Origin of the sequence: Yoonia rosea (assembly GCF_900156505.1) — a bacterium.
Classification (GTDB): Bacteria; Pseudomonadota; Alphaproteobacteria; order Rhodobacterales; family Rhodobacteraceae; genus Yoonia; species Yoonia rosea.
Genome location: NZ_FTPR01000003.1, coordinates 280596 through 303869, shown reverse-complemented (window position 1 = coordinate 303869; position 23274 = coordinate 280596). Strand labels below are relative to the sequence as shown.

Below are 23274 nucleotides of genomic sequence, written 5' to 3'. Positions count from 1 at the left end.
CCCTAGATTGGCAGGCCAACAACAAAACGGGCACCCAGTGGCTCTGACGTAGGGTCGGCATCGGTTGGTCGGATATTCTCGGCCCAAATTGCGCCGCCATGGGCTTCGACGATCTGCTTGGAGATCGCCAGACCAAGGCCGGAGTTGTTGCCGAACTGTCCTTCGGGGCGCTCGGAATAGAAGCGTTGGAAAATCTTGGTCAGCGCATCATCAGGAATACCGGGGCCTGTGTCTTCGACCACGACCAGCACCCGGTTCTGACGGGTGCGCGCCCAGATGCGGATCGCATCGCCTTTGTCACAGAAGGAAATCGCATTTGTGATCAGATTGACAAAGACCTGCGCCATGCGCCCTTCGAGGCCCTGGACCATAAGCGTACCTTCGGGCAGGTCAGTCACGAAATCGACGCCGCGAAGCTGGGCGTCCTTGCCAAGGAATTCACCGATATTCCCCAACATCTTGATCAGGTCAAAGGACTCTTCCTCTTCCTTCACAAGTTCACTGTCGAGGCGTGACGCGTTCGAGATGTCACTGACAAGCCTGTCCAAACGCTTCACATCGTGTTCGATTACTTCCAGCAGACGCTCGCGCTGGTCGTCGCGTTTGGCCACGCGCATCGTCCCCACGGCTGAGCGCAGCGAGGCCAAAGGGTTCTTGATTTCATGCGCCACATCTGCGGCGAATTGTTCGTTCCCTTCGATCCGTTCATACAGCGCCGACACCATGCTGCGCAGGGCGGCGGACAAACGGCCAATTTCATCGGGGCGCCCGCTCAGATCAGGGATACGGACACGGCCAGGGGACATCTTGCGCGCATTCTTTTCCTGACTGGCCTCTGCGGCAGTGGCCAATTGTGCCAGCGGATTGGCGATCGTCGAGGCAAGTACCAGACTGAGACCGACACTCACCAGAATACCCACAAAGAACAGGCGCAGGAATTGCTCGCGCTCACGGCGGACAAGGCTGTCAACCTCACCAGCGGCAGTCGTGACGGCAATGACCCCAACGGCCACATCATTACGCATGATGGGCGTTGTGACGATAAAGGTTGTCGCCCCGTTGATTTCCGTTGCTTCCAATTGAGTGCCGTTCAGGATCGCGTCGCGCACATTCTCTTGAGACAGCCGCACAAGCGCGTCCTGCTCACTGGTGTCTCCCTGCCCGAACGAGCCAAGGCTGATCAGCCCGTCCCAAACCGAAACAAGAAAATCGAGGATGAACGTGCCGCCAGTCTGCGCTTCAAGCTCGGCAATCTGTTCTTGGTTAAGGCTGCCGCTGGCGCGGGCCACCAGAGTGGTATCTGGTGCAAAAACAGAAACCTCGACGCCGCCTCGCAGGTTCAACCCCTCCAAAGTGGCTGTCGGATTGATCCCGTCTGCCGTGACAAGGTTTACCGGCGCAATTCTGGGCAGCTGCCCTTCAAAAACATCGGCAATCAGCTGCGCCTCGTTGACCAATCCGTTGGCACGCTGAAATGCAAGGCTGTCACGCGAGGGGCTGAGATAGAGCACGCCGGAAATCAGCATGATCAAAGCGATCAGGTTAAAGGTGATAATCTTGCGTGCAATTGGCGACCGCCGCAGCGCGAACAAACGCCCGCCCGGAATCTCGTCAACTTCGATCTCTTCGGTGACAAAGTCCGGATCAACCCAATCATCACCGAGCACAAGATCAGGCGTACGCGCCGCTGCGCGCACGGACTTGAGGTCGCGTACGTCAATTTTGGGCGAAGCCGTCATGGCTTACTCTTCGTTGTAGCGGTACCCGATCCCGTAAAGGGTCTCGATCGCAGAGAACTCGTCATCTGTGTTACGCATCTTTTTCCGCAGCCGCTTGATGTGGCTGTCGATCGTCCGATCGTCCACGTAAACTTGGTCGTCATAGGCCACATCCATCAGCTGATCGCGGCTTTTTACAAAGCCGGGCCGCTGGGCCAGCGCCTGCAACAACAAAAATTCCGTCACCGTTAGGGATACGTCTCTCCCTTTCCATTTCACTGCGTGACGGAGCGGATCCATCACCAACTCACCTCGGACCATCACTTTGGTGTCTTCGGTTTCCTCAATCTCTTCGCCCGCAATCGCATCTTGCCTGCGCAAGAGCGCACGGATTCGTTCAACAAGTAAACGCTGCGAAAATGGCTTTTTTACGTAGTCGTCAGCCCCCATGCGCAAACCAAGCACTTCGTCGATCTCATCGTCCTTGGAAGTCAGGAAAATAACGGGCATGGAGGTCTTTTGCCGCAATCTTTGCAACAAATCCATTCCGTCCATCCGTGGCATTTTGATGTCCAAGACAGCCATGTCAGGCATCCGTTTGTTGAAAGCCTCGAGCGCGGAGAGACCGTCATTATAGGTCTCAACCTCGAAACCCTCCGCCTCTAGCGTCATGGCAACGGACGTGAGGATGTTCCTGTCATCGTCTACAAGTGCAATTCTCGACATGGTGGAAATCCTTCTTTCGATATGCTCGGCGCTCTTCGAGGCGCTGCCTGAGACTTTTCAACGTTTTACCTAAGCGAATCAATACTTAACTCATCCTACGCCACGAAAACGCCATATTTGCGGTACTTTTGCCGAAAAACGCAAAATTCCCCAGTATGATTTTGGTCGCACCCCGCCCACCACCAAAAATGGTTGCGCTAACATCAGATTGGTTGCGCTAACGATGCGAAACGAGGGTAGCTGCCCTTGAAAACTTGGTGCTATGGATGAACATCGCTAGCCGCTTTGGCTTTTTCATAAAGGAGCGAACCCATGGACCAAGGTACGGTCAACCCATCGATGAAACTTGAAGATCAAGGCATCACAGGGCTGGGTTATGTTTATTACAACCGCTCTGAAACCGAACTGCACGAAGCGGCCGTTGCCGCCGGTGAGGGTGTGACGGGCAAAGGCGGAACATTCCTTGTCACCACCGGGAAGCACACAGGCCGTTCGCCCAAAGACAAATTCGTCGTCAAAACCGAAGGCGTTGTTGATACGATCTGGTGGGAAAACAATCCGCCCATGGACCCAGCTAAATTTGACGCGCTTTATGCTGATATGCTGGCACATATGAAGGGTGGCACCTACAACGTGCAGGATCTTTTTGGGGGCGCTGACCCCGCACATCGGCTTGATGTGCGTGTGGTAACCGAACTGGCATGGCATGGCCTGTTCATCCGTCACCTGCTGCGTCGCCCGGACGCCGCAGAGCTTGAAAGCTTCGTGCCGGACTTCACTATCATCAACTGCCCGACCTTCAAGGCAGATCCCGAAAAACACGGGTGCCGGTCCGAGACTGTGATCGCACTGAACTTTGAGGCAAAGCTGATCCTGATTGGCGGCACCGAATATGCTGGCGAAAACAAGAAATCGGTTTTCACACTGCTCAACTACCTGCTGCCCGAAAAAGGCATTATGCCGATGCACTGCTCGGCCAACCACGCGCCAGGCAATCCGGTCGACACAGCCGTATTCTTCGGCTTGTCAGGGACAGGTAAAACAACGCTTTCCGCAGATCCAACCCGGGTTCTGATCGGTGACGATGAACATGGCTGGTCCGAGCGCGGCACGTTCAACTTCGAAGGTGGCTGCTACGCCAAGACAATCGGCCTCGACCCCGAAGCAGAGCCGGAAATCTACGCCACCTGCTCTATGCCGCATACTGTGATCGAAAACATGGTTTTCGATCCCGAGACGCTGGAACTCGACTTTGACGACGACAGCCTGACCGCAAACATGCGCTGCGCCTACCCTTTGAATTACATCTCCAACGCGTCTGAAACCGCACTGGGCGGCCACCCCAAGAATATCATCATGTTGACCTGCGATGCTTTCGGTGTGCTGCCTCCCATCGCACGACTGACGCCAGCGCAGGCGATGTATCACTTCCTGTCCGGTTTCACGTCCAAGGTTGCCGGCACAGAGCGCGGCGTCACCGAACCAGAGCCCACATTCAGCACCTGCTTTGGCGCCCCCTTCATGCCGCGCCGCCCAGAGGTCTACGGCAACCTGTTGCGCTCGAAAATCGCAAGCCATGGTGCAACCTGCTGGCTGGTGAACACCGGCTGGACAGGCGGTGCATACGGAACGGGATCGCGGATGCCGATCAAGGCGACACGCGCGCTGTTGTCAGCGGCGCTCGATGGGACATTGATTGAAAGCACCTTCCGCAAGGACGCCTATTTCGGCTTTGAAGTCCCGGTATCTGTGGAAGGTGTCGACGATAAGCTGCTGAACCCGCGTGACACATGGGCAGACAAAGAAGCCTATGACACACAGGCGGCCAAACTGGTCACGATGTTCAGCGACAACTTTGAAAAATACGTCCCTTTCATTGATGACGACGTCAAGGCCGCTGCGATCGGGTAAAACAGCGTAAGGTGGATCTCGATCCACCTTACCCCTTCCCTACCCCATAAGGCCGCGCCGGATCAGATTAACGCCTGCGATGACCAGAACCCAAAGCGTGACACGCCGGAATCGTTCTTGGTCAAATCGGTCACCCAGACGAAACCCGAGCCACATTCCAACCAGCGCAGGCACGACAAGGGCTGCGGAGAACCCCCATGTCTGGGCATTCAAGATGCCCGACTGCAAATGCCCGAGCAAAAGCATCACCGACCCGAGCCCGTAAATTACCCCCTGCACAGACATCTGGCTGGTACGCGGTGTGTTTAATGCAAGCAGATACAGAACTGTGGGCGGGCCCCACGTTCCTGCCAATCCCCCCAGCGTTCCTGCCAATGCGCCTGCAACCCATTCAAAAGGCCGCCGCCATCGCGGTGTGATCTGAGGGCGCCACCCGATCAGTTGAATAATACACAGACCCACAACCGGCACACCCAACACGATAAACATGACATTGCCAGGGATGCTCCGTACGAACTGCGCGGCCACAAGGATCATCACACAAACCACCAGCACATAGCGCCAGTGTTCTTTGAGCGCCGCCTGCGCATTGCCAAACCCCGAACGCGCGACTTGCAAAGCATTGCTGATCACAATCGGAAAAACGATACCTGCAATCACCAGCTCGGGCGGGATCAGAATGCCCATGCCGGAAATCATGATCAGCGGCATCGCGAACCCAACGGCACCTTTGACAAATCCACCCAGCAGCGTAACTGCAAATGCAAAGAGAAAAATCGTAGGGGTGAGAAGAGGCGAAAATTCTGGCATGTCGTCTCTTACGACATTGGGTGCCGCATGCCAGCAGGATTTTCACTGCGACACTTTTGTTCGTTTTGTGATATCTTTGTGAATATTTATTGCGCTGCAACTGCATTATGATTATCTCTGCACCTGCAAATTGAACGGAGTCGCAAAATGCCGCATGATGGTCAGGATATGACGTTGAACCAAAGCCCCCTTCTGGGCGATCTTTTGGCGCTCACCGCTGCCACCATTCCTGCGGTCGAAGACGTGCTTGGACGCGCCAAGGAAGCTGTGCGCGCGATTGTCACCGATGGCGGGCGAATTTCGGGTGCGCTGATCGAAGAGAACCAGACTGCGGCACATGGTCTGGCATGGCTGGCGACATACGCACAGTCTTTGCAGCAAATGCAGAAGTGGGCCGAACGTCTGCAAGCCGAGGGCAAATTTGGCGAAGTTGAACAGTTGCTGCACCAGATCGCCTTTGGTGAATACCTTTGGCAAATCTACGGCGGCATCCCGATGAGCCAAGGCGAAATCCTGCGATTGCAAGATATCGGGCTAAACCAGGATGACATGCGCGCCCTGATGGAACCCGCCGTCATGACGTTGACGCAGTCCGGCAACACGCAGGCTGCGCGCATGCGACTTGTTGCGCTGATGGAAGAGCAATCCGCAAACATCACTGTTGGCGCCTCAGGTCTTGATGACGAGCTTGAGATGATCCGCGAGCAGTTCCGGCGTTTCAGCATCGACCGCATCGAACCCCACGCCCATGACTGGCACCTCAAGGACGAATTGATCCCGCTCGAAATCATCGACGAAATGGCCGAAATGGGCGTCTTTGGCCTTACCATTCCGGAAGAATACGGCGGTTTCGGCCTGTCCAAAGCATCTATGTGTGTGGTGTCAGAAGAATTGTCGCGCGGTTATATCGGGGTCGGTTCACTCGGAACACGGTCCGAGATCGCAGCAGAGCTGATTCTTTGCGGCGGCACCGAAGAGCAAAAGCAAAAATGGCTTCCCGGCCTTGCCTCTGCAGAAATTCTTCCGACAGCCGTTTTCACAGAGCCCAACACAGGCTCCGACCTCGGCAACCTGCGCACCCGCGCCGTCAAGAAGGGCGACGATTGGGAAGTGACCGGCAACAAGACGTGGATCACCCACGCCTCGCGCACACATGTGATGACCTTGCTGGCGCGCACCGACCCCGACACGAGTGATTATCGTGGCCTATCCATGTTCCTTGCGGAAAAAACGCCCGGTACGGACGAACACCCCTTCCCGACCCCCGGCATGACCGGCGGTGAGATCGAGGTGCTGGGCTATCGCGGCATGAAGGAATACGAATTGGCCTTTGACGGCTTTGCAGTGAAGGGTGAAAACCTGCTTGGCGGCGAAACCGGCAAAGGGTTCAAGCAACTGATGCAGACCTTCGAGAGCGCGCGCATCCAGACCGCTGCCCGTGCCGTCGGCGTGGCCCAATCCGCACTGGATGTAGGGATGCAATACGCCCAGGACCGCAAGCAATTCGGCAAATCCCTGATCAATTTCCCCCGTGTCGCGGGCAAACTCGCCATGATGGCGGTGGAGATCATGGTCGCGCGGCAACTGACCTATTTCAGCGCGCATGAGAAAGACAACGACCGCCGCTGCGACCTCGAAGCAGGCATGGCGAAACTCTTGAGTGCGCGCATTGCGTGGGCCTGCGCTGACAATGCGCTGCAAATCCACGGCGGCAACGGTTTCGCGCTGGAATACAAGGTCAGCCGCATTCTTTGCGACGCGCGCATCCTGAATATCTTTGAAGGGGCAGCCGAAATCCAAGCCCAAGTGATCGCACGTCGCTTGCTCGACTAGGTTGATTTCGGCACAGGGACGCCTAACTGATTCAGGTCTGATAAAGGAACCTGTCTCGTGCCAAGAACCGTCCTGCTGACCGGTGCATCCGGTTATATCGCCAAACATATCGCGCTGCAGCTCCTCGAAGCGGGCTATCATGTGCGCGGCACTGTCCGCAGCCTTGAACGTTGCGCGGAAGTGACTGACGCTGTGCGCCCGCACCTGAGCGATCCTGCCACGCTTGATGACCGGCTGTCCTTCGTCGCCTTGGACCTGACAGCGGATGACGGCTGGGAACGCGCAATGGACGGGGTTGACGTGCTGATGCATACCGCCTCACCCTTCCCAATGACCCAACCCAAGAACGAAGACGACCTGATCCGGCCTGCCGTCGATGGTGCTCTGCGTGCACTGCGTGCGGCCCATAACGCCGGTATTTCGCGTGTGATCCTGACTTCCTCCACCGCTGCAATTAGCGGCTCTGCCTTGCCCCCGGGGGATACATCCTTTGATGAAACCAACTGGACTGACCCCACCGATCCGGACACATCTGCCTATACGCGATCAAAAACACTGGCCGAGCAAGCGGCATGGGATTTTGTGCGCGACACTGCGCCCGACCTACATTTGACAACCATCAACCCCGGCTTTGTGATTGGCGCACCACTCGACCATAAATTCGGCACATCCGTTTCAGTGATCGAACGGATATTGCGCGCCAAAGACCCGATGTTGCCGAATTTCGGTTTCGCCACCGTCGACGTCCGTGATGTGGCCGAAATGCATGTGGTCGCAATCGACAAGCCGCAAACATACGGCCAACGGATCATGACGGTCGATCGCTTCATGAAATTCGTGGATTTGGCAAAAGCGATCAAGACAGCCTACCCTGACCGCAAGATCGTCACCCGTGTCGCACCTGATTTCGTCGTGCGGTTTCTGGCGATGTTCGATCCAGCGATCAAATCAATCACCCCGGTTCTGGGGCGTGTGGATAAGCTGGATAACGCACGCGCAATTGCCACCTTGGGGCGCGGGATGCGGCAAGCGCATAAGTCTGCCGTTGAGACAGCGGCCTATCTGATCGACAACAAACCGGCCTAGGCCCGCATGATCGCATCAACTAGCCGCGCGCGCGCGCCCGGCATAGGGTGATCACCCAAGCTTTTGATCAAGCGATGTTCGATGAAATAGCCTGTGGTCCCCAGCGCTCTGGCGATCTCGCTGTTAGACGCATCTCCCTTGCCTGCCAGTACAGGCGGCAAGGGCAGCATGCGGTCGGCCCATTCACCTGCTGCCTCGCGACTGACAGCACGGCCCGATTTCGGAGACACATAGACGAGGTCTTCGTTCACGCCGCGCACGGCACAGGCCGAAAGGTCGAGCCCGAATCCCATTTCCTCCAAAAGCGCCTGTTCCCAACGCAGATAGGCCAGTGGCCAAACCTCGGACTGCCCTAAAAGGTCAAGTAGCCCGATCGTACGGTCATAGAGCGGGCCATGCGCCTCGCGTTCCGGCAGAACCATGCTCAAGAGGCTACACACCGCATTCAGCCCCGCCAGGGCGAGCCTGTCACCCATCGCTGCCGCTGCACGGCTTCGGATGGGCTCAACCGTAAAGCTCCCAAGATGGCTATCCAGCCGCGCCCTCCAGGCCACTGCAACTTGCGCACCCGGTTGCAGGATTGGTGCCAGCTTGCGACTGCTCCCACCCCTCACGACACCTGCATGACGGCCATGTGCCGCGCTGAACACCTCGATGATCACAGCAGTCTCACCAAAGGGGCGCGACGACAGAAGTGCGGCTTCATCTCGCCATTCGATCATAGGGAAAACGTCCGTTTCATTTGCGCATAACAGACCGGGTGTCGCGCAGTTGCAAGCACTGCGTTGCCTGTACGGGCAGAACGCCTCCGGCGGGGGAGTATTTAGGGCAAGATGATAACGACCATCTTGCCCCAGAGACGAACCAAAGCTCATCACCTTGCGTGGCCATCGGCTCTCCAGCCTGTGCCATAAGAGCAGTAAGGGGTGACTTGGTTAATTATGCCTTATCATCTTGCCAAAAATACTCCCGCCGGAGGCATAAAAGTCAGTCTAACCCCGGTTCATCCAGCAGGTGACGTCCCTGGCGGTCTTCAACCTCGATCACCCACAGATCAGGATCAAAGCCACGCTGCTTGACGATCGAGGCATCAACTTCGGCCTCGTCGCCCGCGACCAGAACCATCCATTTGCGTTCGCCGGTCATCAGATCAAAGCTGCGCTGATAACAGCACGCCTTACCATCCAGCGTATTCAGCTTGACCAACACGGCACCTGCGGTGCTGTCCCCGCGCTGAACCACAAAGGCGGGTATCTCAGTCAGGCGCAACCGCGTCAGATACGCCGAAACCCAGATATCCGCAGTCAGCTTCAAGCGTTGCCGTCTTTGAAATCAAGCCCCATCTCGGAATACCGCTCGGCATCTTCCAACCAGTTGGGGCGAACCTTGACCTTCACGAACAAATGCACACGGCGACCAAGGAACTCTTCAAGCTCTATCCGCGCAGCCTGACTGATTGCCTTGACGGTCTCGCCGCCTTTGCCCAGCACAATGCCTTTATGCCCGTCGCGCGCGACATAAATCAGCTGGTCGATACGGGCCGATCCATCCGGGCGTTCTTCCCAGTTTTCGGTTTCAACCGTCAGCTCGTATGGCAGCTCCTGATGCAAACGCAAAGTGAGCTTTTCACGGGTCATCTCGGCGGCGATCATGCGCATTGGCAGATCGGCAATCTGGTCTTCGGGGTAAAGATACGGGCCCTCGGGCACCTGTGTAACCAGCCAGTCGCGCAGCGCGTTACATCCATGGCCCCGCTCGGCCGAGATCATAAAAGTCTCAGCGAAAGGAAACGCCTCATTCATCTCTTTGGTCAGCGCAAGCAACACTTCGGATTTCACTTTGTCGATTTTGTTGATCGCGAGGGCGACTGGCGATTTACCTGACCGCTCAGACAAGGTTTCCAGAATTGCCTTCACACCAGAGGTGACGCCGCGATGCGCCTCGATCATCAAGACCACAACATCGGCATCGGCAGCACCGCCCCAAGCGGCCGCCACCATCGCCCGATCAAGGCGGCGGCGCGGTTTGAACAAGCCGGGTGTATCAATGAAGATCAACTGTGCGTTCTCCGCCATCGCCACACCGCGAATACGCGCACGGGTCGTTTGCACCTTATGGGTCACGATGGACACTTTCGCGCCGACCATGCGGTTCAAAAGCGTCGACTTTCCGGCATTGGGTTCGCCGATCAGGGCGACAAATCCGGCTTTGGTTGGGGCGTCCGTCATTGATCGACTTTCTTTAAAAGAGCGCTTGCCGCCGCTTGTTCAGCATGGCGTTTTGATCCGGCTGTGGCCTGCTCGGACGGGCCAGACGCCAAGCGCACCTCAATGGTAAACACAGGCTGGTGGTCAGGTCCAGTGCGCGCCACTTCGATGTACTGCGGTGGAACCTCGCCGCGGGCCTGCGCCCATTCCTGCAGGGCGGTTTTTGCATCACGCGCATCGTCTGCAACGTTGTTGATCCGCGCGCCCCACAGCTTCAGAATAGCGGCACGTGCGGCATCAAATCCGCCGTCCTGATAAATTGCTGCGATGACGGCTTCCATCGCATCGGCAAGCAGCGCCTCTTTCCGGCGACCGCCCGATTTCATTTCAGAGCGCCCCAGTTTCAGCACCGCCCCCAGATCAATCTGGCGCGCCACATCGGCGCAGGCTTCGCGGCGTACCAACGCATTATAGCGCGGCGCGAGCAGGCCTTCGGGCGCAGAAGGGTCAGCCGCAAGCAGTGCCTCGGCCATCACAAGCCCCAAGACACGGTCGCCCAAGAACTCGAGCCGCTGGTTGTCATCCCGATGCGGGCTGACGATGGAAGAATGGGTCACCGCACGGATCAGTAACTCGGGCGTCTGAAAACTGTACCCTAGCCTTTTCGAAAAGGCAGAAAGTTCGGCTGAGAGCTTCAATCGAGAGCCTTGAAGAAACGGTCAGAACGCCATGTCCAGAATGCGAACATCGAACGTCCCGCGGAAGAGAACATGACGCGATCAGCGCGCCCCACGATATCCTTACGCGCGACAAACCCTACACCGTTTGCCGCCGGAGACACGCGGCTATCGGTTGAATTGTCGCGGTTGTCGCCCATGAAAAAGAATTGCCCCTCTGGCACCGTAAAGACGCCAGTGTTGTCCGTCGGACGCCGTCCAATGTCCAAAATCGCGTGGCTGACGCCATTTGGCAGCGTCTCGATTGCGCGGTTCTTTTCACATACAGCGCCGGAACCGACCGGACCGTTCGCACACTGCGGGCGCAAACCCAGCGGGCCCTGAGGTGCCATAATTTCGGTAAATACACCTGCTGGTTCAACCTGAACCGGAACATCATTGATCTGCAGCACACCGTTGATCATCTGGATACGGTCGCCCGGCAGACCGATCAGGCGCTTGATGAAATCACGGCCGTCGACAGGGTGACGAAAGACCACGATGTCTCCCCGCTCGGGGTCCGCGCCGAATATACGATCTTCACGGTCCTCGATAAACCCGCAGAAATCATCCGCACCAATATCAATGCCCAGCCCCTGAATGCGGATCGAAGGACAGGATGCATAGGAATAGCCATAAGCCATCTTGTTGACGAAAAGGAAGTCACCAATCAGCAGCGTGTCCTTCATTGATCCCGAGGGAATCCAGAACGGCTGAAAAAAGAGGGTGCGAAAAATGCCGGCAATGACCAGTGCCCAAAATACGGTTTTCACTGTATCAATTAGCCAGGCGATAAATCCTGTTTTTTCGGCCATTTTTTGATCCTTGCAATAGGTTTGTGGCTACATGAGCCTGTGGGACTGCCCTGTCAAGCGATGGGGCGCGCCTCGATCACGACAAAGGCCTGAGCCCAAGGGTGATCATCGGTCAGTGTCACGTGAATGATGGCCTCATGGCCTTCCGGGGTCATCTGGTCGAGACGCTCTTTGGCCCAGCCAGTGACATCCATGACCGGCTGGCCCGTCCGCAGATTGGACACCGCCATGTCCTTCCAGGAAATGCCCATGCGCAATCCCGTGCCCAAAGCCTTCGAACACGCTTCTTTCGCCGCCCAGCGCTTAGCGTAGGTGCCAGCGACATCCTTGCGGCGCTCGGCTTTGTGTTGTTCGACCTCAGTGAACACGCGGTCGCGGAAACGGTCGCCAAAGCGATCCAGCGTTCGAGCGATCCTTTCAATGTTGGCCAAATCCGTACCGATCCCGAGGATCATTGCACCTCCTCCATGTCCACGACGCACAGGCCTGAAAGACCCCCGTTGCAAATTGCAATCAGACGTCTGCCAAGTGCCTGATGTTTCTGGTCAGCCAAATAGCGCTGCAAACCGGCTTCATCCGCGAAGCTGCAGGTGAAAACATAGCTGCAATCCGGCGACAGTTTCTCAAAGTCACGGTTCGGGCCATGTGCGAAGCGCTCAAAACCCTCCAGATCAAACCGGAGCGCATCAAGCCCTTGCATGATCGCGGCGCGTTCCTCGTGATCATGGCTGGCGTGTAGATCAAGCATAACAATATGATGGATCATCCGTCAGCCTTCGCCGCATAGATATGCGCAACGCGGTCTTCCTGCACACCGCCCAGATAGTCGAAACCCCCGTCACAAGCCGCATGAAAATCCGAAATCTCAAGCCCCGGAAACCGGAAATAGGTATCGGCAATATTGGCCTTCTGCGCTGCGAAAATCACACGTTCGATACCGGCCCAGCGCATTGTAGCAAGACACATTTCGCAGGGCTGGCAGGATGCAAGAAGCGTTGCCCCCGACAAATCCCGATCACCGGCGGCTTTGGCGGCCTGGGCAATCGCCACAACCTCGGCATGCCGGCTGGGGTCGTCACTGTCGCCCACTTCGTTGCGGGCTGTTGCGATAACTTGGCCGTCCAGAACGACGGCGGCAGTAAAAACGATGTCGCGGCCCGCCGCATGCAGTGCGCAGGCATGATCCGTCACAGCCCGCATCGCGTCCTGTTCCACTTCAGTGATGGTCATCCGCCTGGCTGTCACGCCCGCGCCTCATCCATGATCCGGCGCATCTCGGCGATGGCAGGGCCAAGGCCGCGAAAGATTGCTTCACCGATAATGAAATGCCCGATGTTCAGTTCCATCACCTGCGGCAAGGCAGCGATTGGGCTGACGCAGTCATACGTCAGACCGTGGCCTGCGTGGACCTCAAGCCCCAGATCATGGGCGAAAGCGGCCATATCCGTCAGCTTGCGCAGCTCATCATCGCGCACATCAAAGCGACCTTCGGCGTGGGCATCACAATAAGCACCGGTATGCAGTTCGATCACTTCGGCACCAATCCGGTGTGCCGCTTCGATCTGGCGCTTGTCGGCGGCGATAAAGATCGACACACGGCATCCGGCGTCGCGTATCGGGGCGATATAATGGGCCAGCGCGTTTTCCTCACGGGCGACCTCCAGCCCGCCTTCGGTTGTGCGCTCTTCACGCTTCTCAGGCACAATGCAGACAGCATGGGGTTTATGGCGCAAGGCAATCGCCTGCATTTCTGCTGTGGCGGCCATTTCGAAATTCAGCGGCCCGTTAAGAGCGGCCATCAAGCCTTCGATATCGGAGTCCGTGATGTGGCGACGGTCCTCGCGCAAATGTGCGGTGATCCCGTCTGCCCCAGCCGCTTCCGCCATGATCGCTGCGCGCACAGGATCGGGGGCGGCACCGCCACGCGCGTTGCGAACGGTGGCGACGTGGTCAATATTCACTCCAAGGCGCAAAGTATTTGTCATCGTTTTTCGTCCTTCCGTTGGGTCAGGCTATTGGCCGGATCCCTGTTCAGGTGATGTCTTTTTCTTCAACTGGTCAAGCTTCGCCAGCAGCGCTTTCTTACGGCGGGTCTGATAGGCACCAATCACCGGAACAGCGAGGTAATAGGCGATCGTCGCGGTGATCAGCCCCGGCAAAATCCCACCCACCAGATAGGGAAAGAAAACATCGTCATAAAAGACCTGCAGACCGCGCCAGTTGATCGGGTCAGGCGTAAAGACCGCGATGACGTTGTTCCAAAGATCATAGCTCGCATCGGCAAATTTCTGACCAAGATGGTCATTGCGGCCGGGTGGCAGCCCCAAAAGCCATGAGCCCAGACTGATCGACAAGAACCCAATGGGCGGAAAAGTCAGCGGGTTGCCAAAAAACGTCGCCATCAGGGCCGCAAAGATATTGCCGCGCATTGCCCGTGCGATAATCGCGGCAAAGACAAAGTGCAGACCGAAGAGCGGCGTAAAGCACACAAACACACCGGCCCAGATACCACGGCTGATTTTCTGCGGGGTATCCGGCAAGCGGCGGACACGATGTTTGACGTACTCAAAGGCACGGGTCCAACCACCACGAGGATAGAAGAAATCCAGCACGATCTGCCAGATCGCCCGTCTATCCCTACGTTTGAACACCAATACTCGTCATCCTTCCCTGCGCGGTGTACCCGCTCCCAAGAGTGCTAGTCCTGGGTCCTTGTGTCGCCTGATTGACGACACATTGCTTTCCGCTTCAAGCGCTGTTTGAACGCGGTGCAAATGCTCTGCGTCGCGCAGATCAACATCAATCAATAACCTAAAATAGTCTGGCTTGCGGTCAATGAACTTGAGGTCAGAGATATTGGCGTTCTGTTCGCCAATCAATGTGCAAATACGTCCCAGCACGCCCGAGTCGTTCGCGATCGTTGCATCGAATGTCACGGTGTTGACCGCGCCATGTGTGCCCTCTTGCCAATGCAGGTCGATCCAGCGCTCTGGCTGATCCTCGTAGTCCACCAAAGCCGCGCAATCAATCGCGTGCACGACCACCCCGTGACCACGAAACGTGATGCCCACAATACGCTCGCCCGGCACCGGCTGACAGCAGGCGCCACGCTGCTGGATCTGATCCGGTGCAAGTCCGACAACGGCCCGCCCTTGATCGATCTCTTCGCCCTGCGCATTCTCAAGCTCGGGATAGATCGCGGTGACCACCTTGCGTCCGGTGATTTCGGCACTGCCCAAGCGGGCCAGCAATTCGTCAACGCCATCAATGGCCAGCGCCTTGGCTGCCGTCTTGAGCGCCTTTTCGGTGCTTTTCTTGCCCACATTTTCAAAGGCCACGCGCGCGAGTTCGCGCCCCAGCCGCACAAAGCGTTCGCGGTCTTCTTCACGAAGCGAGCGGCGAATAGCAGTCTTGGCGCGGCCCGTAACCGCGATATCAATCCAAGTGGCCTGCGGCGTTTGCCCTTCGGCCGTGATGACTTCAACCGACTGTCCGTTCTTCAGACGCGTCCAAAGCGGCACGCGCAACCCGTCCACCTTGGCGCCCACGCAGGCCGAGCCGATCCGCGTGTGGATCGCATAGGCAAAGTCAATCGGCGTCGCCCCGCGCGGCAGCTTGATCACATCGCCCTTGGGCGTAAAGCAGAACACCTGGTCCTGATACATCTCGAGCTTGACGGCTTCGAGGAATTCGTCGTGGTCCTGATCTTCGTCCAGACGTTCCGTCAGCGACGAAATCCAGCGCACAGGATCAACGGCAAAGCGGTTTTCAACCCGCTCACCGTTCTTATAGGACCAATGCGCAGCAACGCCTGTTTCGGCAACTTCATGCATCTCGCGGGTACGGATCTGCACCTCGACCTGCTTGCCGTCACGCCCTGACACGGTGGTATGGATCGAACGATAGCCGTTGGATTTCGGCTGACTGATATAGTCCTTGAACCGCCCCGGCACAGCACGCCAGCGCTGATGGATGACGCCCAGAACGCGGTAACAATCCGCCTCGGTCGCCACGATCACGCGGAAACCGTAGATATCGGACAGGCGGCTGAACCCCTGTTCTTTCTCCTGCATCTTGCGCCAGATCGAATAAGGCTTTTTCGCGCGGCCCGCCACGTCGGCCACGATGTTGGCCTTTTCCATTTCGACGCGCATGTCGGCAGTGATCTTCTGAATCACATCGCCGGTTTCGCGTTGCAGCGTGATAAAGCGGCGGATGATCGAATTGCGGCCTTCCGGGTTGAGAACGCGGAAAGACAGATCCTCGAGCTCTTCGCGCATCCATTGCATACCCATGCGGCCCGCGAGCGGCGCAAAGATATCCATCGTCTCACGCGCTTTTTGCGCCTGCTTTTCAGGGCGCATGGATTTGATCGTGCGCATGTTGTGCAACCGGTCGGCCAGTTTGACCAATGTCACCCGCAGATCGCGCGACGTCGCCATAAAGAGCTTACGGAAATTCTCGGCTTGTTTGGTCTGGGTCGAGGTGAGTTGCAGATTGGTCAGCTTGGTGACACCGTCTACAAGCTCTGCAATCTCGCGGCCGAACCGTTTCTCGACATCGGCGAACGAGGCTTTGGTGTCCTCGATCGTATCGTGAAGCAATGCGGTAACGATGGTGGCATCATCCATCTGCTGTTCGGCCAGAATACCGGCGACCGCAACAGGATGCGTGAAATAGGGCTCACCCGAATGCCGGAATTGGCCCTCGTGCATCTCTTCACCGAAGGCAAAGGCATCGCGCAGCAGCGCGTGATTCGAATTTGGGTTGTAAGTGCGGACCAGCGCGATCAGATCATCAGCAGTCGTCATCTGGTCGCGCGCCTATCTATGTCAGGCCGGCGAGGCGACCCTAACGCTGTCCTTGCGCATCCATCAACGCGCGCAGCAATTTCTCTTCCGACATATCGTCATCAGCGGGTTTATCGGTTTCAGCGCCCATCAAAAGAGACATGCTGTCTTCTTCTGGCTCGTCGACTTCAATCTGGGACTGGTTGGCTTCGATCATACGCTCGCGCAGGTCGTCGGCTTGCTGGGTTTCATCCGCAATTTCACGCAAAGAAACGACAGGATTCTTGTCGTTGTCGCGGTTCACCGTAATCGGTGCGCCAGCGGAAATTTCACGCGCACGATGTGCCGCAAGCATCACAAGCTCAAAACGGTTTGGAACTTTATCGACGCAATCTTCTACGGTGACGCGGGCCATGGGACGTACTCCAGTCGGGCAATAAGGACTTTGGAAGCCGCCTACTTAGAACCTTCCACCCAGATTGACAAGGCCCTGCGCGGCCTTTGCACGTTGTTTTCTATGGTGCGTCCGGGGCAGCCAGGGGAGTGACCTCGGCTCGGGCGGCCAAAGGCAGGTCCGCACAGATTTCCGCAACCGAACGCCTCAGCAAAGGATGCCGCCACTCCGGTGCCACATCGCACAACGGAACCAGCACGAAAGCACGGTCCTGCATGCGCGGATGCGGCAGGACAAGCTGCTCAGGCGTTTCGATAAGCTGATCCTGTAACGGTAAATCGCGCCAATAGGCATAGGTGTCATGATCGGGCATGACCATGTCCCCGACCGCAATCAAATCAAGATCAAGCGTGCGTTGCCCCCACCGCTTGGTCCGTTCGCGCCCCGCTGCCGCCTCGATCCGGTGCAGGTGTTCCAGCAAATCCGCGGGCGCAAGTGTCGTAAAGATGGCCATTGCAGCATTCACAAAATCCGGTCCAGCCCCCTCTGGAAAGGCCGGTGTCGCATAGAGAGCACTGGATTGCGTCGGCTTTTCTGAAAGACCGGCCACCATATGAATCGCTTTTCGCACAGTCGCCAAGGCACCACCCCAAGCAGATTCCTCGTTGCTACCAAGGCAAATAAGCGCAATTCGGCATTCTGGGTTGGTCATTTGCGGTTGTTTCACCTGCTCAATATATTAACTATGTGAAATACTTGCGCTAACCTAGCAACACTCACGGAAATACAATAGCGCAAGGTTCGCATTTGGAAGGACAACTTATGTTTTATCGGGACGAGCGTTTAGCGCTCTTCATCGATGGTTCAAACTTGTATGCCGCAGCGAAATCGCTCGGTTTTGACATCGACTACAAACTCTTGCGGCAGGAATTCATGCGCCGCGGGAAAATGCTTCGGGCATTTTACTACACCGCCTTGTTGGAAAACGATGAATATTCACCGATCCGCCCACTCGTGGATTGGCTGAATTACAACGGCTTCACCATGGTGACAAAACCGGCCAAGGAATACACGGATAGTATGGGCCGCAGGAAAGTGAAGGGGAACATGGATATCGAACTCACCGTCGATGCCATGGAACTTGCCCCCCATGTCGATCACGTCGTGTTGTTTTCGGGCGATGGCGATTTTCGTCCGCTGGTCGAGGCGCTGCAACGCAAAGGCGTGCGTGTCTCGGTGGTCTCTACGATCCGGAGCCAGCCGCCGATGATCGCGGATGAACTGCGCCGTCAGGCCGACAACTTTATCGAACTCGACGAATTGCGCGATGTCGTTGGCCGTCCGACACGTGAACCACGCAGCGATGCGCCGGACGGAGACGGCACTGACGAAGACTGATGCGTTCGCATTGAGGCGCGTCCACCCCGCGCCTCAATGCGTCGCAGCATCTGATACTGGACCTGCCCGCGTCAAACCCTTACCTCTGGTGATGAAACCGGAGATCAAGATGACCAAACCACCCCTTACACTCTATCTTGCCGCCCCGCGCGGGTTCTGTGCTGGCGTTGATCGCGCCATCAAGATTGTCGAGATGGCGTTGGAAAAATGGGGCGCGCCCGTCTATGTGCGCCACGAGATTGTGCATAACAAATTCGTGGTTGATGCGCTGCGCGACAAGGGCGCGGTCTTTGTTGAAGAGTTGGACGAATGTCCTGATGACCGCCCCGTGATCTTTTCAGCCCACGGCGTACCCAAAGCAGTCCCTGCCGCCGCCGCCCAGCGCGAGATGGTCTATGTGGACGCGACCTGCCCGCTTGTCAGCAAAGTGCATATCGAGGCCCAGCGCCATGCGGACAACGGCCTGCAAATGATCATGATCGGCCATAAGGGCCATCCTGAAACAGTCGGCACAATGGGCCAACTGCCCGAGGGCGAAGTACTTTTGGTCGAGACCGTTGCAGACGTCGCCACCGTTGAGGTGCGCGATCCTTCACGTCTGGCCTTTGTCACACAAACCACCCTTTCTGTGGATGACACCGCAGATATCGTCGCGGCCCTTCACGCCCGTTTCCCCGGCATCGTCGGACCGCACAAGGAAGATATCTGCTACGCCACCACCAACCGGCAGGAAGCGGTCAAAGCGATGGCGCCAAAATGCGATGCGATGCTGGTCGTCGGCGCGCCGAATTCCTCAAATTCCAAACGATTGGTCGAAGTGGGTACGCGGGCGGGATGCAACTATGCGCAACTGGTGCAGCGGGCCACCGATATTGACTGGCGGGCGCTTGAAGGGATCACGTCAATGGGGATCACGGCGGGGGCATCGGCCCCCGAGGTGCTCATCACCGAAGTCATCGACGCCTTCAAAGACCGCTATGACACCACCGTCGAAATGGTCGTGACTGCCGAAGAGAACGTCGAATTCAAAGTGCCGCGCGTGCTGCGCGAACCCGCTTAGATACCATGAACACGATCCCGCGCTCCGCACTTCTTCTTGGCCTCGCAGGGCTGCTTCCGTTTCTTTGGGGCGCAGCGACAGTGTTGCTGCCTGATCTTGCATTCTGGGGACAGATGACGCTCGGCGGCCGTTTTATCGGCCCCTATGTCCAGCTTTTCTACGGCGCGATTATCCTTTCGTTTATGTCAGGCGTCCTTTGGGGCTTTGCGACGAAAGCCACAGGGCAGATGGCCACCGCCAGCTATATCCTCTCAGTGATCCCCGCGCTTTGGGCGTTCTTTATGACAGGCGGCGGGCCGACAACGGCGGCGGTTAACCTCATTGTCGGTTTTCTGGGCCTGCTTTTGCTGGACTGGCATTTCTGGCGCTTGGGTCTGGCACCTGCATGGTGGATGCATCTCCGCGGATTGCTGACAGCGATCGTGATTATCTCGTTCCTGCCACTCGTTTTCTGATGGCGGACGCACGCACCATTGCGACCTATGATGCCAAGGCAGCAGATTATGCGCAGATGGTCACCAGCGACACACCGGACGCGTCGCTGCAAGCGTTCATCGATCTGATCCCGCAATGGGGGCATGTGCTTGATCTGGGCTGCGGTCCGGGAACTGCATCGGCGCATATGCGCGCGGCAGGGCTTTTGCCGGATCCGGTGGACGCATCCCAAGGCATGATCGAGATTGCCCGGAACACATTCGGGCTTCCGGCGCGGCTGGGTGAATTCGACGAGATCGACGGCGATGAAATCTATGACGGTATCTGGGCTAATTTCAGCCTGCTACACGCAGCACCGGATGATCTGCCGCGCCATTTCAAGACGCTCTTCAAGGCAACCAAAGCGGGCGGCGTTATTCATGTGGGTATGAAAACCGGCACAGGTATCGCGCGCGACAGAATGAACAGACTCTACACGTACGTCACGGTGGATGCGCTTATGGCGCTCCTGACATCAGCAGGCTATCAGGTGAACTATATCAAAGAGGGGACGGAAGCGGGCCTTGCTGGCACCCTTGATCCCTTCGTCATTATGCGCGGACAAAAGACCTGATCATGCCGAAACTCTATGCTTACACAGATGGTGCCTGCTCGGGCAATCCGGGCCCCGGTGGATGGGGTGCGCTGCTGATCGCGCGCGACGGTAATACCGTTGTGAAACAGCGCGAGCTTTCGGGCGGTGAGGCGGAAACGACCAACAACCGGATGGAATTACTGGCTGCGATAACGGCGCTTGAAACGCTTGAACGCGATACGGCGCTGACCATCATCACCGATAGCGTTTACGTCAAAGACGGGATCACCAAATGGATTCACGGCTGGAAGGCGCGCGGATGGAAAACCGCCGCCAAGAAGCCCGTCAAGAACGAAGATCTTTGGCGGCGGCTGGATGAAGCGACCAAGCGCCATGACGTCACATGGGAGTGGGTCAAGGGCCACGCAGGCCACCCCGAAAACGAAAAGGCCGATGAGTTGGCCCGCACCGGCATGGCACCGTTTAAGCCTTCAAAGTAACAACCGAACAGGGACGAATATGCCAAAGATCATTCCATCAATTGTCGTCCTAACCGCGCTAGCAGCTTGCTCCACATCAATTTCTGAAAGATTGGAAAGGTCTCGCCTCGAAATCGTCGATCCAACCCCCGATGGGGATTCTACCGATGCGTATTTCCGTGATATCTTGACAGGCGAGACGTGCAAGCGCAGGCCAATCGAGGGGATTGGCTGCTAAGAGCGCTCAGAGCACGTTGGCTTATTGAAATTCCGTCACTACCCGACTTTCAGGACGATCTTGCCGATATGCGCGCTACTCTCCATGCGTGCATGGGCGGCAGCGGCGTCTTCCAGCTGAAATTCCTGATCCATCACTGGGGCCACCTTGCCCGCCGCAAGCAGCGGCCAGACATGCGCGCGCAATTGATCCGCGATGCGCGCCTTTGCGAGATCAGACTGCGGCCGCAGGGTTGATCCGGTCAACGTCAGGCGGCGCGTCATCAGCTGCACAAGGTTCAGTTCGGCCTTTGGCCCTTGCAGAAATGCAATCTGCACCAGTGTGCCGTCATCAGCCAAAGCCTTCAGGTTGCGCTGAATATAAGGGCCGCCGACCATATCAAGGATCAGGTCAGCACCGCCGAGCGCTTGTACTTTTTCAACAAAATCATCTTCGCGGTAGTTAAAGGCAGCCTCTGCGCCCAAGGCCACGCAAGCCGCGCATTTATCGTCCGATCCCGCCGTGGCGAACACACGCGCACCGAATGCCTTGCCCAGCTGGATAGCCGTCGTACCGATCCCGGAACTGCCACCGTGGACCAAGAAGCGCTGTCCCGCCTGTAAACCACCACGCATGAAAACATTGGACCAGACAGTAAAGAAGGTTTCGGGCAGGCAAGCCGCTTGTTTCAGGGTCAGCCCTTCAGGAACTGGCAGGCAGTGGGCTGCGGGTGTCGCCACATATTCGGCATAGCCACCGCCCGGCAAAAGCGCACAAACCTGATCACCGACCCGCAAGCCGGTCACCCCTGCCCCGCATGAGATAACCTCCCCCGCTGCTTCCAGACCGGGCAAATCACTGGCACCTTTGGGCGGATTATAAAGCCCTGCGCGTTGCAACGCGTCCGGCCGGTTCACACCTGCGTAGGCCACTTTGATCACCACCTGATCATGGGCAGGTTCCGGCACGGGGCGCTCGATGAGTGTCAGAACCTCGGGCCCGCCCGGCTTGGAAATCTCGATAGCCTTCATGAATTCTTGTCCTTACTGCGGATCATGCCAGACACCTGGTAAATCAGGGTCGGTTTGGGTTGCGGGTGCTTTGATGCCGCTCATCATGCGTTCCAGCGTGCTGGCAAAAGGTTTGAACAAGGGGTTGGCCTTGGCCTGTGCCTTGAATTTTTCGAACTGCATCACGTTGTCGATGCGGCGGTCGATGAAATCGTCAGTTGCCTGCATGTTGAGACTGTCATCACCCAGCCAAAAGAGAATCACCGCGCTATAAACCGCAGAAAGCGTCATCCGTTTGGTGTACCAATTGGCATCGCGCGATGTGTCACCCAGCGTCGTCCAGATCGCATCGGCCGTGCCCCAAACCAGTTTCGCCCCGTCCGCCGCCATATGTGGCAGTGCAAAAAGGGTCGTGCCACGGCGCACAGCTTCCTTATCGTCGATCACCTGCAGGCGCAGGCGGATCGCATGGGCCACCTTGTCGCGAAAGCGCATATCGCACAGATCGGCGGTCCTGAGCGCCGCAATCATGGCGGCATCACCCCTTTTGTGATAGGCAATCGCCAGACCAACGGCACCGCGTGGGCAAATTGCTTTGACCACTGCGGGATCAACCCCGGCGTCACGTGTGGCGGCGGCAAACGTTTCGGGTGACCAACCGTCAAAGGCCACGTGGGGCAGTGCCGCATCCAGAAGTTGCTCCAAGATCGGGTCAACGTCGGGCTTTGTCATGATGATCTCCTGCTGTTTGTGCACACTAGACAAACTAGCCCACCTTTGCTATCTGCCCACTTCCTGCAATTTTTGCAAATTTAACTTAGAGAGGTGGTGAAAACCACATGCAGGTTAGTGTTCGTGATAACAACGTCGATCAGGCGTTGCGTGCTCTGAAGAAGAAACTTCAGCGTGAGGGCGTCTTTCGTGAAATGAAGCTCAAGCAGCATTTCGAGAAGCCTTCGATCCGCAAAGCGCGTGAGAAAGCAGAAGCGATCCGCCGTCAGCGTAAGCTGGCGCGCAAGAAGCTCCAGCGCGAAGGTATGCTCTAAGCATCCTTTCGACGTTACGACAAAGAGCCCCCGGCTGAGCAATCAGGCG

27 protein-coding genes are annotated in these 23274 nt (G+C 57.2%); 9 read left to right on the top strand and 18 right to left on the bottom strand.

Annotated elements, in window-relative coordinates; genetic code table 11:
* Positions 1-2 precede the first annotated feature (2 nt).
* Entirely contained in the window at positions 3-1739 is a 1737-nt protein-coding gene (locus B0B09_RS16125) for a sensor histidine kinase (RefSeq protein WP_076660939.1), read from the bottom strand.
* A 3-nt stretch (positions 1740-1742) separates the two neighbouring features.
* On the bottom strand, positions 1743-2444 hold the full coding sequence (locus B0B09_RS16120; RefSeq protein ID WP_055295931.1) for a response regulator transcription factor: 702 nt from the start codon (positions 2442-2444) through the stop codon (positions 1743-1745).
* 312 nt (positions 2445-2756) lie between these two features.
* Between B0B09_RS16120 and B0B09_RS16115 the strand changes: the two genes are divergently transcribed.
* Positions 2757-4355: a phosphoenolpyruvate carboxykinase gene (locus tag B0B09_RS16115; protein WP_076660938.1), complete on the top strand. Its 1599-nt coding sequence runs from the start codon at positions 2757-2759 to the stop codon at positions 4353-4355.
* Positions 4356-4394: 39 nt separating this feature from the next.
* Here the strand turns inward: B0B09_RS16115 and B0B09_RS16110 are convergent, their stop codons facing one another.
* Positions 4395-5165, bottom strand: coding sequence for a sulfite exporter TauE/SafE family protein (locus B0B09_RS16110; protein WP_076660937.1), 771 nt, complete (start codon positions 5163-5165; stop codon positions 4395-4397).
* A 147-nt stretch (positions 5166-5312) separates the two neighbouring features.
* On the opposite strand from B0B09_RS16110, the gene B0B09_RS16105 reads away from it, so the two are divergent.
* Positions 5313-6998: an acyl-CoA dehydrogenase family protein gene (locus B0B09_RS16105; RefSeq protein ID WP_076660936.1), complete on the top strand. Its 1686-nt coding sequence runs from the start codon at positions 5313-5315 to the stop codon at positions 6996-6998.
* Positions 6999-7055: 57 nt separating this feature from the next.
* Positions 7056-8084 (top strand): SDR family oxidoreductase, encoded by a 1029-nt coding sequence (locus B0B09_RS16100; protein ID WP_076660935.1) that lies wholly within the window; start codon positions 7056-7058, stop codon positions 8082-8084.
* Here B0B09_RS16100 and recO read toward each other — a convergent pair.
* From recO to folK, 13 genes are all read right to left on the bottom strand, one after another.
* Positions 8081-8806, bottom strand: a complete 726-nt coding sequence (gene recO, locus B0B09_RS16095; RefSeq protein WP_076660934.1) for a DNA repair protein RecO — start codon at positions 8804-8806, stop codon at positions 8081-8083. The two genes, B0B09_RS16100 and recO, sit on opposite strands and share 4 nt — an antisense overlap.
* A gap of 265 nt (positions 8807-9071) precedes the next feature.
* On the bottom strand, positions 9072-9398 hold the full coding sequence (locus tag B0B09_RS16090; RefSeq protein WP_076660933.1) for a DUF1491 family protein: 327 nt from the start codon (positions 9396-9398) through the stop codon (positions 9072-9074).
* Positions 9395-10312, bottom strand: coding sequence for a GTPase Era (gene era, locus B0B09_RS16085; RefSeq protein ID WP_076660932.1), 918 nt, complete (start codon positions 10310-10312; stop codon positions 9395-9397). The genes B0B09_RS16090 and era overlap by 4 nt, the downstream gene beginning before the upstream one ends.
* Positions 10309-10989 (bottom strand): ribonuclease III, encoded by a 681-nt coding sequence (gene rnc, locus B0B09_RS16080; RefSeq protein ID WP_076660931.1) that lies wholly within the window; start codon positions 10987-10989, stop codon positions 10309-10311. Before rnc ends, era begins: the two co-directional genes overlap by 4 nt.
* Positions 10986-11822, bottom strand: a complete 837-nt coding sequence (lepB, locus tag B0B09_RS16075) for a signal peptidase I (RefSeq protein WP_076660930.1) — start codon at positions 11820-11822, stop codon at positions 10986-10988. The genes rnc and lepB overlap by 4 nt, the downstream gene beginning before the upstream one ends.
* A gap of 53 nt (positions 11823-11875) precedes the next feature.
* Entirely contained in the window at positions 11876-12277 is a 402-nt protein-coding gene (gene acpS / locus B0B09_RS16070; protein ID WP_076660929.1) for a holo-ACP synthase, read from the bottom strand.
* Entirely contained in the window at positions 12274-12588 is a 315-nt protein-coding gene (locus B0B09_RS16065; protein ID WP_076660928.1) for a Dabb family protein, read from the bottom strand. Before B0B09_RS16065 ends, acpS begins: the two co-directional genes overlap by 4 nt.
* Entirely contained in the window at positions 12585-13052 is a 468-nt protein-coding gene (locus tag B0B09_RS16060; protein WP_076660927.1) for a deaminase, read from the bottom strand. Before B0B09_RS16060 ends, B0B09_RS16065 begins: the two co-directional genes overlap by 4 nt.
* 11 nt (positions 13053-13063) lie before the next feature.
* The gene (locus tag B0B09_RS16055) at positions 13064-13807 is read right to left on the bottom strand and encodes a pyridoxine 5'-phosphate synthase (protein WP_076660926.1); all 744 of its coding nucleotides are present in this window, start codon (positions 13805-13807) and stop codon (positions 13064-13066) included.
* Positions 13808-13834: 27 nt separating this feature from the next.
* Positions 13835-14473, bottom strand: a complete 639-nt coding sequence (locus tag B0B09_RS16050) for a DUF2062 domain-containing protein (protein WP_311135462.1) — start codon at positions 14471-14473, stop codon at positions 13835-13837.
* Between the two features lie 9 nt (positions 14474-14482).
* Complete coding sequence (locus B0B09_RS16045) at positions 14483-16633, bottom strand: RelA/SpoT family protein (RefSeq protein WP_055295917.1); 2151 nt, start codon at positions 16631-16633, stop codon at positions 14483-14485.
* A 40-nt stretch (positions 16634-16673) separates the two neighbouring features.
* Positions 16674-17027: a DNA-directed RNA polymerase subunit omega gene (rpoZ, locus tag B0B09_RS16040; protein WP_076660925.1), complete on the bottom strand. Its 354-nt coding sequence runs from the start codon at positions 17025-17027 to the stop codon at positions 16674-16676.
* 100 nt (positions 17028-17127) lie between these two features.
* A complete protein-coding gene (folK, locus tag B0B09_RS16035) occupies positions 17128-17718 on the bottom strand; it encodes a 2-amino-4-hydroxy-6-hydroxymethyldihydropteridine diphosphokinase (protein WP_076660924.1) in 591 nt (196 codons plus the stop codon).
* 110 nt (positions 17719-17828) lie between these two features.
* Between folK and B0B09_RS16030 the strand changes: the two genes are divergently transcribed.
* The 5 genes from B0B09_RS16030 to rnhA all read left to right on the top strand — a co-directional run bounded on the left by B0B09_RS16030 (position 17829) and on the right by rnhA (position 20973).
* On the top strand, positions 17829-18404 hold the full coding sequence (locus tag B0B09_RS16030) for a LabA-like NYN domain-containing protein (RefSeq protein ID WP_076660923.1): 576 nt from the start codon (positions 17829-17831) through the stop codon (positions 18402-18404).
* Between the two features lie 109 nt (positions 18405-18513).
* Positions 18514-19464 carry a 4-hydroxy-3-methylbut-2-enyl diphosphate reductase gene (gene ispH / locus B0B09_RS16025; RefSeq protein WP_076660975.1) on the top strand — a complete coding sequence of 317 codons (951 nt, stop codon included), beginning with the start codon at positions 18514-18516 and terminating at the stop codon, positions 19462-19464.
* A gap of 5 nt (positions 19465-19469) precedes the next feature.
* Complete coding sequence (locus B0B09_RS16020; RefSeq protein WP_055295913.1) at positions 19470-19919, top strand: DUF3429 domain-containing protein; 450 nt, start codon at positions 19470-19472, stop codon at positions 19917-19919.
* Complete coding sequence (locus B0B09_RS16015) at positions 19919-20512, top strand: class I SAM-dependent DNA methyltransferase (protein WP_076660922.1); 594 nt, start codon at positions 19919-19921, stop codon at positions 20510-20512. The genes B0B09_RS16020 and B0B09_RS16015 overlap by 1 nt, the downstream gene beginning before the upstream one ends.
* A gap of 2 nt (positions 20513-20514) precedes the next feature.
* On the top strand, positions 20515-20973 hold the full coding sequence (rnhA, locus tag B0B09_RS16010) for a ribonuclease HI (protein WP_076660921.1): 459 nt from the start codon (positions 20515-20517) through the stop codon (positions 20971-20973).
* Positions 20974-21228: 255 nt separating this feature from the next.
* Here rnhA and B0B09_RS16005 read toward each other — a convergent pair whose 3' ends face one another.
* Positions 21229-22200, bottom strand: coding sequence for an NAD(P)H-quinone oxidoreductase (locus B0B09_RS16005; protein ID WP_076660920.1), 972 nt, complete (start codon positions 22198-22200; stop codon positions 21229-21231).
* A gap of 12 nt (positions 22201-22212) precedes the next feature.
* A complete protein-coding gene (locus tag B0B09_RS16000; protein WP_076660919.1) occupies positions 22213-22911 on the bottom strand; it encodes a COQ9 family protein in 699 nt (232 codons plus the stop codon).
* 107 nt (positions 22912-23018) lie between these two features.
* Between B0B09_RS16000 and rpsU the strand changes: the two genes are divergently transcribed.
* Positions 23019-23225 (top strand): 30S ribosomal protein S21, encoded by a 207-nt coding sequence (gene rpsU / locus B0B09_RS15995; protein WP_007206547.1) that lies wholly within the window; start codon positions 23019-23021, stop codon positions 23223-23225.
* Positions 23226-23274: the final 49 nt, after the last annotated feature.

Excerpts from the sequence above, each read along its gene's own strand:
- B0B09_RS16005 (WP_076660920.1), bottom strand. The coding sequence starts at position 22,200 with ATGAAGGCTATCGAGATTTCCAAGCCGGGCGGGCCCGAGGTTCTGACA.
- B0B09_RS16045 (WP_055295917.1), bottom strand. The coding sequence starts at position 16,633 with ATGACGACTGCTGATGATCTGATCGCGCTGGTCCGCACTTACAACCCA.
- recO (WP_076660934.1), bottom strand. The coding sequence starts at position 8,806 with ATGATCGAATGGCGAGATGAAGCCGCACTTCTGTCGTCGCGCCCCTTT.
- B0B09_RS16110 (WP_076660937.1), bottom strand. The coding sequence starts at position 5,165 with ATGCCAGAATTTTCGCCTCTTCTCACCCCTACGATTTTTCTCTTTGCA.
- ispH (WP_076660975.1), top strand. The coding sequence starts at position 18,514 with ATGACCAAACCACCCCTTACACTCTATCTTGCCGCCCCGCGCGGGTTC.
- B0B09_RS16065 (WP_076660928.1), bottom strand. The coding sequence starts at position 12,588 with ATGATCCATCATATTGTTATGCTTGATCTACACGCCAGCCATGATCAC.
- B0B09_RS16115 (WP_076660938.1), top strand. The coding sequence starts at position 2,757 with ATGGACCAAGGTACGGTCAACCCATCGATGAAACTTGAAGATCAAGGC.
- B0B09_RS16055 (WP_076660926.1), bottom strand. The coding sequence starts at position 13,807 with ATGACAAATACTTTGCGCCTTGGAGTGAATATTGACCACGTCGCCACC.
- B0B09_RS16125 (WP_076660939.1), bottom strand. The coding sequence starts at position 1,739 with ATGACGGCTTCGCCCAAAATTGACGTACGCGACCTCAAGTCCGTGCGC.
- B0B09_RS16060 (WP_076660927.1), bottom strand. The coding sequence starts at position 13,052 with ATGACCATCACTGAAGTGGAACAGGACGCGATGCGGGCTGTGACGGAT.
- rpsU (WP_007206547.1), top strand. The coding sequence starts at position 23,019 with ATGCAGGTTAGTGTTCGTGATAACAACGTCGATCAGGCGTTGCGTGCT.
- era (WP_076660932.1), bottom strand. The coding sequence starts at position 10,312 with ATGACGGACGCCCCAACCAAAGCCGGATTTGTCGCCCTGATCGGCGAA.
- B0B09_RS16015 (WP_076660922.1), top strand. The coding sequence starts at position 19,919 with ATGGCGGACGCACGCACCATTGCGACCTATGATGCCAAGGCAGCAGAT.
- B0B09_RS16120 (WP_055295931.1), bottom strand. The coding sequence starts at position 2,444 with ATGTCGAGAATTGCACTTGTAGACGATGACAGGAACATCCTCACGTCC.
- B0B09_RS16000 (WP_076660919.1), bottom strand. The coding sequence starts at position 22,911 with ATGACAAAGCCCGACGTTGACCCGATCTTGGAGCAACTTCTGGATGCG.
- rnhA (WP_076660921.1), top strand. The coding sequence starts at position 20,515 with ATGCCGAAACTCTATGCTTACACAGATGGTGCCTGCTCGGGCAATCCG.
- folK (WP_076660924.1), bottom strand. The coding sequence starts at position 17,718 with ATGACCAACCCAGAATGCCGAATTGCGCTTATTTGCCTTGGTAGCAAC.
- acpS (WP_076660929.1), bottom strand. The coding sequence starts at position 12,277 with ATGATCCTCGGGATCGGTACGGATTTGGCCAACATTGAAAGGATCGCT.
- B0B09_RS16030 (WP_076660923.1), top strand. The coding sequence starts at position 17,829 with ATGTTTTATCGGGACGAGCGTTTAGCGCTCTTCATCGATGGTTCAAAC.
- B0B09_RS16105 (WP_076660936.1), top strand. The coding sequence starts at position 5,313 with ATGCCGCATGATGGTCAGGATATGACGTTGAACCAAAGCCCCCTTCTG.
- lepB (WP_076660930.1), bottom strand. The coding sequence starts at position 11,822 with ATGGCCGAAAAAACAGGATTTATCGCCTGGCTAATTGATACAGTGAAA.
- B0B09_RS16020 (WP_055295913.1), top strand. The coding sequence starts at position 19,470 with ATGAACACGATCCCGCGCTCCGCACTTCTTCTTGGCCTCGCAGGGCTG.
- rpoZ (WP_076660925.1), bottom strand. The coding sequence starts at position 17,027 with ATGGCCCGCGTCACCGTAGAAGATTGCGTCGATAAAGTTCCAAACCGT.